The following is an 11665-nucleotide window of genomic DNA, read 5'->3' as shown; positions in this document are numbered from 1 at the left end:
TCGTTGTCGGGGTCGGTATAATCCCTCGCCATGCGCAACATCATCCTCATCGGCCCCATGGGAGCCGGCAAGACCACCATCGGCCGGCTACTGGCCAACCGCCTGGGCTGGACGTTCGCCGATTCGGATCGCGAAATCGAGAAGCGCACCGGGGCCTCGATTCCGCTCATCTTCGAGATCGAGGGGGAATCCGGCTTCCGCCAGCGCGAACACGACATGCTCGCCGATCTCACCGCCGGGGAAGGCGTCGTGCTGGCAACGGGCGGGGGGGCGATACTGCGCCCCGAAAACCGCGCGCTATTGCGGAACAACGGCTGGGTGGTCTATCTGTATACACCCGTGGAGCGCCAGTTCGAACGCACGCAGCACGACACGCAACGCCCGCTCCTGCAAAAGGGCGATCGGCGAGCCACACTGGAACGATTGATGACCGAGCGGGATCCGCTCTACCGGGAAACCGCCCACCTCGTCATCGAGACCGGTGGCCAGGCGCCGCGCACCATGGCCGAACGTATACTGGCCGCCTGGCGCCAGGTTGACGGAGACCCCCCGAAGCGACGTTGATGTACCATGTCGACCACTCGACTGCGGCCCGCAGACCAGGATCACTCCGTGAACGGACTGGCCCCATCCAGCCCCCAGCCAAGCAGGCATACCACCCATGAGTGAATCGCCAACTTCCGCACGCCAGCGAACCGAACAGCCCACCCAGGTCAATGTCGACCTGGGCGAGCGGAGCTACCCGATCTTCATCGATGCGGGACTGATCGACAGTGACACGCTCGCGCCGTTCATCCCCTCGGGACGGGCGGTGATCGTCAGCAACACCACGGTCGCCCCGCTCTACGCCGCACGTCTCACCAGCGCGCTGGAAGCGGCGGGCAAGCAGGTGGACCTGCTCGCGCTGCCCGACGGGGAGCAGTACAAGAATCTCGAGACCCTCGAGCAGATCTACGACTTCCTGATGGAAAAGCAGGTGGATCGCAAGACCACCCTGATCGCGCTGGGCGGTGGGGTCATCGGCGATATCACCGGCTTCGCTGCGGCCAGCTTCCAGCGGGGGGTGCCTTTCATCCAGGTGCCCACCACCCTGCTCGCGCAGGTCGACAGCTCGGTCGGCGGCAAGACGGGCATCAACCACCCGCGCGGCAAGAACATGATCGGCGCGTTCTACCAGCCTCGCTGCGTGCTCGCGGACACCGACACCCTGAACACACTGCCCGACCGCGAACTCTCGGCCGGACTGGCCGAAGTGATCAAGTACGGGCTGCTCTGGGACGAGGACTTCCTCGACTGGATCGAGGCGCACATCGACGCCCTGCGTCAACGCGACCCGGCCGCACTGACCGAGGCGATCCGGCAATCCTGCCTGATCAAGGCGGAGATCGTCCGGCAGGACGAGCGAGAGGGGGGCATCCGCGCCCTGCTGAACCTGGGCCACACCTTCGGTCATGCCATCGAGGCCGGCATGGGTTACGGCCGCTGGCTGCACGGCGAGGCCATCGGGGCCGGCATGTGCATGGCCGCCGAACTGTCCCGCCGGCTCGGCTTGATCGATCCATCGGCTTGCCAGCGGATCGAACGGATCGTCAGCGCCGCCGGCCTGCCCACCCGCTCACCCGCCGAACTCTCGCCCCTCCGCCTGCGTGAACTGATGAGCAGCGACAAGAAGGTCGAGAACGGCCGACTACGGCTCGTGCTGCTCGGGCGGCTTGGCCAGGCACGGCTGATCGACAATGTCCCCGAAGACGAGATCATGGCCGCTATCCGGGCCACCCATGCCGGCAACTGACCCACCGGCGAGATCGCAAGGAAAAGGAATCTGACATGAGCAACGCGACGGAACACGCTCTCGAACAGGCCGAACGGATCGTTCAGTATTCGAAGTACTCCGACCGCTTCCTGGTCGTCGAAGGCGACTACGCCGCCGAGCGCCGCGCCTTCGTCAAGCTGGTGAGCCAGAAGCTCCCGCCGCAGGTCCGGCCGGTCGTGGTGCGAGCGGATGGCGCCGGCGACCTCGCCACGGTCATCGAACGCCTGGGCACGACCCTGCAGTTATCAGCCGGCATCGAGACGCCCGAGCAACTGGTCACGGCAACCACGGCGGCACTGGGGGACCAGGAACGCCTGCTGCTCGTCGTCGAGAACGCCGAACAGTGGCTCGATTCGGACGCGGCGGACTCGCTCTACGAGCTGATCGACCAGGCGCACGAACTGGCCCGCGAACGCCTCCTGTTCATGCTGGTGGGCGACACCGGCCTGTGCACGCGCATCGAGACGGCACAGCCACTGGCCGCGATCATCGCGGACCTCCATTGCATCCGACTGCTGGGCACCCCGCCGGCCGACGACCCCTCGTCCGTCGCACCCGTCTCGGACCCGACACCCGATGAAGCGGCCGCGACCGCCCCCGCGACGACGGCGGAGGCCCGGGCAAGCGGGCCCCGACCAACCGGCGTCCGCCCGGCGTGGCGCGGCGCGTCACTCTGGACACACCCGCCCTTCCTGATCGCCGCCGCGATCAGCGTGGCGGTGATCACCATCGGCATCTTCGCCCTGATGAGCCGCTCCACTTCCCCGACCAGCCCTGACGACGTGGCACTGACGCTCGACCGGGAATCCGGCCAACCCGACGGCGAACGGCAAGCGTCCGCCGACGACGGGGCCGATCCGGCCACACCATCTCCCGAGAGCGACGGCACACCGCGTCATGTTCCGTTCCCCGAGGCCGACAGCGAACCGGAGACGCCGACAACCGACACGCCCGCGACAACCGAGGAAGCCTCCTCGACCGCCGACCGTGACGACGACGCCCGCACGGCCGACGAGACGGCAACCACCTCGGCCGATGAATCCACCCGCCCGGAGCAACCGGAAACTGCAACCAACGATGACGAGGCCACGGAGACTCAGACGACTTCCGACTCGGCCGTCGACAACGACTGGTTCGCGGACCAGCCCCGGGCGCGGGCGACCATCCAGCTTGCCGCCTTCGGTTCCCTCGACGGGGCGCGCGACATGATCCGCAGCCGTTCGGGGGACGCACTCCCCGCCGGCGACTGGCGGATCTACACCCAGCGTATCGACGACCGGACGCTCTACACCGTCACCTATGGCGACTTTGCCTCGGTCGAGCGGGCCCGCCACGCCATGGAATCCCTCCCCGAGGACCTCAGGGCGGTCGATCCCTACCCCCGCTCCGTCGGCGACATCCAGGATCGTCTCGTCGACTGAGCGAGTCGTCCCCTCGGCGGTTCCATTTGCCTGATGCCCGCAGGACCGGTAAAATTCCGCCCCATTTTGCCCAAATCCCGCGGACGCGGGCACACACGAATTATCGGTCGGCACCCCTGGCAACAGCTGGCAACCAGCGCCCTGCCGGGCCGCCAGGCCGGGCTCGCAAGCCCGGCCGAGCCGGAAGAATCCACGAGGTTGCGAAAGTCATGAGCCAAGCCCCCACTGACGGTCTGTACCACCCGAGCTTCGAGAAGGAAAACTGCGGCTTCGGCCTGATCGCCCACATGGACGACCAGGCCAGCCATGGTCTGGTATCGACCGCCATCGGGGCACTGGCGCGCATGACCCACCGCGGCGGCATTTCCGCCGACGGCAAGTCGGGCGACGGCTGCGGTCTGCTGCTGAAGAAGCCCGACGGCTTCTTCCGCAAGGCCGCAAGCGATCTGGGGCTGGAACTGCCGGAGGTCTACGCCGTCGGCGTGGTCTTCTTCTCGCGTGACGAGGCCCGCCGCGAGCGCGCCCGCGAGGCGCTGATGGGCGCGATTGCCGAACAGGGGCTGAACCTCGCCGGCTGGCGCAACGTGCCGGTCGACCCGTCGGTACTCGGCCAGATGTCGGCGGAAAAGCGCCCGGAGATCGAGCACCTGTTCGTCACCCCGGCCGATGGCATGAACGAGGCGCAGTTCAACGCCGCGCTGTTCGTCGCCCGGCGCGATGCGGAAAACCTGATCCACGACGATCCGGACTTCTACATTCCCTCGCTGGCCAGCCAGGTCATCTCCTACAAGGGCCTCTTGATGCCCGAGGACCTGCCGCGCTTCTACAAGGATCTCAACGACCCGGCACTCGAGTCCTCCCAGGCGGTATTCCACCAGCGGTTCTCGACCAACACCTTCCCGGAATGGAAGCTGGCCCAGCCGTTCCGCTATCTGGCCCACAACGGCGAGATCAACACCATCCGCGGCAACCGCAACTGGGCGCTGGCCCGCGCGGCCAAGTTCTCCTCGCCGCTGATCCCGGACATGAACCGCATCCAGCCGCTGGTCAACACCACCGGCTCGGACTCCTCGTCGATGGACAACATGCTCGAGGTGCTGATCACCGGCGGGCTGGACATGATCCACGCCATGCGCCTGATCGTGCCGCCGGCCTGGCAGAACGTCGAGCACATGGACCCGGACCTGCGCGCCTTCTACGAATTCAACTCGCTGCATATGGAACCCTGGGACGGCCCGGCCGGCATCGTCATGACCGACGGCCGCTTCGTCGCCTGCGCCATGGACCGAAACGGCCTGCGCCCGGCGCGCTGGGTGATCACCAAGGACCGCCACATCACGCTCGCCTCCGAGATCGGCGTCTGGGACTACGCGCCCGAAGACGTGGTGCAGAAGGGCCGCGTCCGCCCGGGCCAGATGGTGGCCGTCGACACCCAGAGCGGCGACCTGCTCCTGCCGCCGGAGATCGACGAGCGCCTCAAGGGTCGCAAGCCCTATCGCCAGTGGCTGCGCGAGCAGTCGGTACGCCTGAAGCACTCGGTGGCCGACGAGGAGGTCCTGTCGGTCACGCCGATGGACGACGACGCGGTCCGCACCTACGAGAAGGCCTTCCTGCTGACCTTCGAGGAACGTGACCAGATCATCCGCGTGCTGGCGGAGAACGGCCAGGAGGCCATCGGCTCGATGGGCGACGACACCCCCATGGCCGTGCTCTCGCAGACCCAGCGATCGCTGTTCGACTACTTCCGCCAGCAGTTCGCCCAGGTCACCAACCCGCCGATCGACCCGCTGCGCGAGGCGGTGGTCATGTCGCTCGAGACGCTGATCGGCCGCGAGCGCAACGTCTTCGAGGAGACCCCGGAGCACGCCCATCGCGTGCAGCTGGAGAGCCCGATCCTCACCCCGGCCCGCTTCGAGGCCCTGACGAAACTGGCCGACAAGGAGTTCTCCTCGCAGCGCATTGAGCTCAACTACGAGCCGAGTGAAGGCCTGGAGGCGGCCATCCGCCGCATCACCGACGAGGCCGTCGCGGCGATCAAGGGCGAGCACACCGTGCTGGTGCTCTCCGACCGGAACATCGCGGCCGACCGCCTGCCGGTTCATGCCCTGCTGGCCACCGGCGCGGTCCACCACCGCCTGATCCGCGAGGGGCTCCGTACCGACGCGAACATCGTCGTCGAGACGGCCACGGCCCGCGACCCGCACCAGAACGCCGTGCTGATCGGCTACGGCGCGACGGCCGTGTTCCCGTACCTCGCCTTCGAGACGATCAACGACATGCGTCGCCGCAAGCAGGTCGACGTCAAGCAGGCCGACCGCCTTGCCAGCAACTACGTCAAGGGCATCAACAAGGGCCTGAAGAAGATCCTGTCGAAGATGGGCATCTCCTCGATCGCGAGCTACCGGGGCGCCCAGCTGTTCGAGATCATCGGCCTGGCCGACGAGGTCGTGGATCTCTGCTTCAAGGACACCACCAGCCGCGTGGCCGGTGCCCGCTTCGTCGATCTCGAGGCCGACCAGAAGATCCTGATCAAGGAAGCCTTCACCAAGCGCAAGCTGCCGCGCCAGGGCGGTCTGCTCAAGTACATCGACGGCGGCGAGTACCACGCCTACAACCCGGACGTGGTGCAGACCCTGCAACGGGCCGTCGACAACGACGACTACCAGGCCTGGGAAGAGTACGCGGCCTACGTCAACGAGCGCCCGGTGGCCGCCTTCCGCGACATGTTCCATCTCAAGGAAGGCACCACCCCGATCGACATCGACGAGGTCGAATCGATCGAGTCGATCGTTTCGCGCTTCGACTCGGCCGGCATGAGCCTCGGCGCGCTGTCCCCGGAGGCCCACGAGACCATCGCCGAGGCCATGAACCGCCTCGGTGCACGCTCGAACTCCGGCGAAGGGGGCGAGGACCCGGCGCGCTACGGCACGGCGAAGATGAGCAAGATCAAGCAGATCGCGTCCGGTCGCTTCGGCGTCACGCCGCACTACCTGGTCAACGCCGAGGTGCTGCAGATCAAGGTCGCTCAGGGCGCGAAGCCCGGTGAGGGCGGCCAGTTGCCGGGCCACAAGGTCGACGAGACCATCGGCAAGCTGCGCTTTGCCCGCCCGGGCGTGGCGCTGATCTCGCCGCCGCCGCACCACGACATCTACTCGATCGAGGATCTCGCCCAGCTGATCTTCGACCTCAAGCAGACCAACCCCGAGGCGCTGGTCTCGGTCAAGCTGGTCTCCGAGCCGGGCGTGGGTACCGTCGCCGCGGGCGTGGCCAAGGCCTACGCCGACCTGATCACCATCTCCGGCTACGACGGCGGCACCGGCGCGAGCCCGCTGACCTCGGTCAAGTACGCCGGCAGCCCCTGGGAACTGGGCCTGACCGAGGCGCACCAGACCCTGCGTGCCAACGACCTGCGCGACAAGGTCCGCCTGCAGACCGACGGCGGGCTGAAGACCGGGCTGGACGTGGTCAAGGCCGCGATCCTGGGCGCCGAGAGCTTCGGCTTCGGCACCGGCCCGATGATCGCCATCGGCTGCAAGTACCTGCGCATCTGTCACCTGAACAACTGCGCGACCGGCGTGGCCACGCAGAACAAGGTCCTGCGCCTGGAACACTTCAAGGGCAACGTCGACAAGCTGGTCAACTATTTCCGCTTCGTCGCCGAGGAAACCCGTCGCCTGATGGCAAGCCTGGGCGTGCGCTCCATCGAGGAGCTGATCGGCCGGACCGACCTCTTCGAGCCGCGCACGCCGGTCACCGACAAGCAGCGCCACCTCGACCTGTCGAAGATCCTCTCGGATGCCGGCATGGTCTCGGACGCGCCCAAGTGCTGCGTCGCGCCGCACAACGACCCGCACGACAAGGGCCTGCTGGCCGAGAAGATCGTGAAAGAGGTCATGCCGGCGATCGAGGGCAAGACCGGCGGCGAGTACAGCTACCCGATCCGCAACACCGACCGCTCGATCGGCGCGCGCGTCTCGGGCGAGATCGCCCGCCGGCACGGCAACCAGGGGATGGCCGAGCATCCGATCAAGCTCACGTTCACCGGCATTGCCGGGCAGAGCTTCGGCGTGTTCAACGCCGGCGGCCTGCACCTCGAGCTCGAGGGTGACGCCAACGACTACGTCGGCAAGGGCATGGCCGGTGGCGAGATCGTCATCTACCCGCCGAAGGGCAGCTCGTTTGCCACGCACGATACGCCGATCATCGGCAACACCTGCCTGTACGGCGCGACCGGCGGACGGCTGTTCGCCGCGGGCCAGGCGGGCGAGCGCTTCGGGGTGCGCAACTCGGGCGCCCAAGCGGTGGTCGAGGGCTGCGGTGACCACGGCTGCGAGTACATGACCGGCGGGGTGATGACCATCCTGGGCTCCACCGGCATCAACTTCGGCGCCGGCATGACCGGCGGGTTCGCCTATGTCCTCGACGAGGCGAAGGACTTCGTCGACCGCTACAACCACGAGCTGATCGACATCCACCGCCTGCAGGCCGCGGAGCTCGAGCCGCACCGCCAGCACCTGCGCTCGATTCTCGAGGAACATGCCAAACGCACCGACAGTGCCCGGGCGAAGGCGATTCTCGAGGACTTCGACGCGTTCCTGTCGAAGTTCTGGCTGGTCAAGCCCAAGGCGATGGAGATCGGCGACCTGCTGGACCTCCTCGAAAACGCGGCGTAAGCGAATGCGCGGGCCCCAACCGGCTCGAAGCATCGTCAATCCGGGACCGACTGCCCTCCCCGGGGTGGTCGGTCTCGTCGTTTTCGACCGCGGAGGATCGTCATGAGCCGTATCCCCGAAGCCTTCGTCGAGGAAGTCGTCGGCCGATCGGACATCGTCGAGGTCATCGGCGAGCGGGTGCCGCTGAAGAAGAAGGGCAAGGAGTTCGCTGCCTGCTGCCCCTTCCACCAGGAGAAGACCCCCTCCTTCTACGTGAGCCCCGAGAAGCAGTTCTACCACTGCTTCGGCTGCGGGGCGCACGGGAACGTGGTGGGCTTCCTGATGGAATACGACCACCTGGACTTCCCCACCGCGATCGAGACGCTCGCCGGCCGGCTGGGCCTGGAGATCCCGCGCGAGAAGGGCGATCAGGAAAAGCTCGACCGCATCGGGCGCCTGCGCCAGGTCACCGCCCTGGCGAGCGACTGGTTCCGCGCGAACCTCCGGCGGCACCCCGAGGCGATCGACTTCCTCAAGCACCGTGGCCTGACCGGCGAGACGGCGGCGCGCTTCGCCCTGGGCTTCGCCCCGACGGGCAATCACATCGAGCAGGCGCTGGCCGGCAAGGCGCAGCCGGACGAGCTGGTGGCCACGGGCCTGCTGATCCAGCGCGACGATGGCGATCGCTACGACCGCTTCCGCGGCCGGGTGATGTTCCCCATCCGCGATCCTCGCGGGCACGTGATCGGCTTCGGCGGCCGGGTGATCGGTCCCGGCGAGCCCAAGTACCTCAACTCACCGGAGACCGAGCTCTTCCACAAGGGCTACGGCGTCTATGGACTGTACGAGTCGCGCCGGGTCAACCAGCGCCCCGACCAGCTGATCGTGGTCGAGGGCTACATGGACGTGATCCTGCTGGCGCAGAACGGCGTGCACCATGCCGTGGCCACGCTGGGGACCGCCACCACCGCCGAACAGCTCGGCCTGCTGTATCGACAGACCGATCGGCTGGTGTTCTGCTTCGACGGGGATGCCGCCGGTCGTCGTGCTGCCGTCAAGGCCCTGGAAGTCGCCCTGCCCCTGATGCACGACGGTCGCGACCTGCGTTTTGCCTTCCTCCCGGAGGGGGAAGATCCCGACAGCTTCGTGCGTGCCCAGGGACAGACCGGCTTCAACCGGTTCCTGGAACACGGTTCGGTCGGCTTCGACCGCTTCCTCACCCTGCACCTGGACGAGTCCATCCCCGGGGACGACACCGCGGCGCGGGCGCGCAAGAACAAGGAAGCCCACCGGCTGATCAACACCATGCCGCAAGGCACGCTCAGGCGCCTCACGGCCCGCCAGGTCGATCGCCACCACGGGCTGTTCGGCCGGCCCTTCCGCGAGGAGCAGGCCCGCCCGGGTCCGATCGCCGCACGGCGCCCGCCACCGGCCCGCTCCGAGGATCACATCCTGCTGAGGCTGCTCCTGGAGCACCCCGCGCTGGTCGAACGGGTGCGACCGGCCGACGTCTGGCATGGCGGCCGCCCCCCGGCGGTGATCGAACGGCTGCTCGCCGACGCGCTCGAGGAGCCGGACCGCCAGGCCGCGGCGGAGCAGCGCATCGTCGGCATTGAAAACCTCGAGATCGCCACCACCATGCTCGAAGACATCCTGGAAAAGCGCCGTCAGCGCGAGGCCCTGGCCGAGCGGAAACGCCGCCAGCGTTCCGGGCTGACCGGCGACGAGCAGGGCGGCCGGTCAGTCTAGGACCGGTCGGTTCACGGACCTCGCGGGGGGCATGCCATCACGCGACCGTGCTGTCGGCCGGTCGCGGACATGCCCACGGCGGAAGTGCCGGGAGCGACTTGCGGGCCATGTCCCGATGGACGAATTGCCCTCCAGACGTTATAATTTCATGTTCCCCAAAGGGAAAGCCCGGGCAGGCTGCCTGTCCGCCGGACCTTCCCGCGCGAGGCCCATACGTCTCCTCGCGCCGCCTGAAAAAGAGACGCCTGGCCGACCGGCCGCGTCCTCGACCCGCCTACCCGCGGCACGACTTTCAGGCGTTTTCACCGAATTGCCGGAGCAGGTTTCACGCCGATGCAGCAAGACCAACAAACCAGCATCAAGCAGTTGATCGCCCTTGGCAACGATCAGGGTTACCTGACGTATGCCGAGATCAACGACCATCTGCCCGAATCCCTGGTCGATGCCGAACAGATCGAAGTGATCATCAGCATGATCCAGGACATGGGCATCCAGGTATCCGAGGCCCCGCCGGACAAGGATGACCTGGGCCTGTCGGACGAGTCGCGCGTGTCGACCGACGACGATGCCACCGAGGAGGCCGTCGCCGTGCTCGCCTCGCAGGTGGACGCCGAGTTCGGCCGCACCACCGACCCGGTACGCATGTACATGCGCGAAATGGGCACCGTCGACCTGCTCAACCGCGAGGGCGAGATCGAGATCGCCAAGCGCATCGAGGAAGGCCTGCGCGAGGTCACCATCGCGATGGCGGCCTTCCCTCCCACCCTCGACACCCTGCTCGCCCAGTACAAGCGGGTCGAGGCCGAGGAGGTCAAGCTCGCCGACGTGGTCGTGGGCTTCCACGTGCTCGATGACGAGGAAGGCACCAGCGGCGGCGCCTCGGCCAGCAGCGACACGGACAAGACCGACGACGAGGAAGAGGCCACCGACAACGGGATCGACCCGGAGGCCGTTCGCGCCATCATCATGGAGCTCAAGGATCTGCACGAGCAGCGGCACGCCCTGATCACCAAGACGCGCAAGGCGAAGACCGACGCCCAGAAGATCGCGGCGCTGAACGAACGGATCGCCGGCGAGCTGATCAAGCTCAAGCTCAACCCCAACTTCAACGAGAAGCTGGTGGCCCAGGTGCGCGAGGCGATCAAGCGCGTGCGCCTGCTGGAGAAGCAGATCCTGCAGCAGGCCGTCGACAAGGGCGGCATCAAGCGCGAGGACTTCATCCACGCGTTCCGTGGCCACGAGACCAGCAACGACTGGATCAAGGAAGTCACCGGCGGCAAGCCGAGCGCGAAGTTCGCCGCGGTGCAGCCGGAGATCGAGCGGCTGGCCAAGCGCCTGGCGACGGTCGAGCGCGACAGCCTGCTGTCCGTGAGCGAGATCCGCGACGTCCACCGCAAGGTGACGCTGGGCGAAGGCAAGGCCCGCCGGGCGAAGAAGGAGATGATCGAGGCCAACCTGCGTCTGGTCATCTCGATCGCCAAGAAGTACACCAACCGCGGCCTGCAGTTCCTCGACCTGATCCAGGAAGGCAACATCGGCCTGATGAAGGCGGTCGACAAGTTCGAATACCGCCGCGGCTACAAGTTCTCGACCTACGCCACCTGGTGGATCCGCCAGGCGATCACCCGCTCGATCGCCGACCAGGCACGCACGATCCGCATCCCGGTGCACATGATCGAGACGATCAACAAGCTCAACCGCATCAGCCGCCAGATGCTCCAGGAAATGGGCCGCGAGGCCACCCCCGAGGAACTGGCCGAGCGCATGGACCTGCCCGAGGACAAGGTCCGCCGGGTGATGAAGATCTCCAAGGAGCCCATCTCCATGGAGACGCCCATCGGCGAGGACGACGATTCGAGCCTGGGCGACTTCATCGAGGACCAGGGCGCGGTCTCGCCGCTGGATTCGGCCACCAACGCCTCGCTGTCCGAGATCGTGCGCGAGATCCTCTCGACGCTGACCCCGCGCGAGGCCAAGGTGCTGATGATGCGCTTCGGTATCGGCATGAACACCGACCACACCCTCGAGGA

General features: G+C 67.1%; 6 protein-coding genes. All 6 read left to right on the top strand.

Annotation, left to right across the window (positions count from 1 at the left end; all coding sequences use genetic code 11):
* Positions 1–30 precede the first annotated feature (30 nt).
* Positions 31–564: a shikimate kinase AroK gene (gene aroK / locus ACLFMY_RS06410; protein ID WP_410763775.1), complete on the top strand. Its 534-nt coding sequence runs from the start codon at positions 31–33 to the stop codon at positions 562–564.
* A gap of 97 nt (positions 565–661) precedes the next feature.
* Positions 662–1792 (top strand): 3-dehydroquinate synthase, encoded by a 1131-nt coding sequence (gene aroB / locus ACLFMY_RS06405; RefSeq protein WP_410763774.1) that lies wholly within the window; start codon positions 662–664, stop codon positions 1790–1792.
* Between the two features lie 35 nt (positions 1793–1827).
* Positions 1828–3234 (top strand): SPOR domain-containing protein, encoded by a 1407-nt coding sequence (locus ACLFMY_RS06400; protein ID WP_410763773.1) that lies wholly within the window; start codon positions 1828–1830, stop codon positions 3232–3234.
* A gap of 209 nt (positions 3235–3443) precedes the next feature.
* Positions 3444–7907, top strand: a complete 4464-nt coding sequence (gltB, locus tag ACLFMY_RS06395; protein ID WP_410763772.1) for a glutamate synthase large subunit — start codon at positions 3444–3446, stop codon at positions 7905–7907.
* 102 nt (positions 7908–8009) lie between these two features.
* On the top strand, positions 8010–9635 hold the full coding sequence (gene dnaG, locus ACLFMY_RS06390; protein ID WP_410763771.1) for a DNA primase: 1626 nt from the start codon (positions 8010–8012) through the stop codon (positions 9633–9635).
* 333 nt (positions 9636–9968) lie between these two features.
* Positions 9969–11665: RNA polymerase sigma factor RpoD (gene rpoD, locus ACLFMY_RS06385; protein WP_410763770.1), on the top strand; the 1697-nt coding region annotated here is incomplete at its 3' end.

The organism is Guyparkeria sp., from assembly GCF_046545975.1.
Lineage (GTDB): Bacteria > Pseudomonadota > Gammaproteobacteria > Halothiobacillales > Halothiobacillaceae > Guyparkeria.
Note: the sequence above shows the minus strand (reverse complement) of the source record. Positions and strands in the feature narration are given on the sequence as shown.

Excerpts from the sequence above, each read along its gene's own strand:
- aroK (WP_410763775.1), top strand. The coding sequence starts at position 31 with ATGCGCAACATCATCCTCATCGGCCCCATGGGAGCCGGCAAGACCACC.
- aroB (WP_410763774.1), top strand. The coding sequence starts at position 662 with ATGAGTGAATCGCCAACTTCCGCACGCCAGCGAACCGAACAGCCCACC.
- ACLFMY_RS06400 (WP_410763773.1), top strand. The coding sequence starts at position 1,828 with ATGAGCAACGCGACGGAACACGCTCTCGAACAGGCCGAACGGATCGTT.
- gltB (WP_410763772.1), top strand. The coding sequence starts at position 3,444 with ATGAGCCAAGCCCCCACTGACGGTCTGTACCACCCGAGCTTCGAGAAG.
- dnaG (WP_410763771.1), top strand. The coding sequence starts at position 8,010 with ATGAGCCGTATCCCCGAAGCCTTCGTCGAGGAAGTCGTCGGCCGATCG.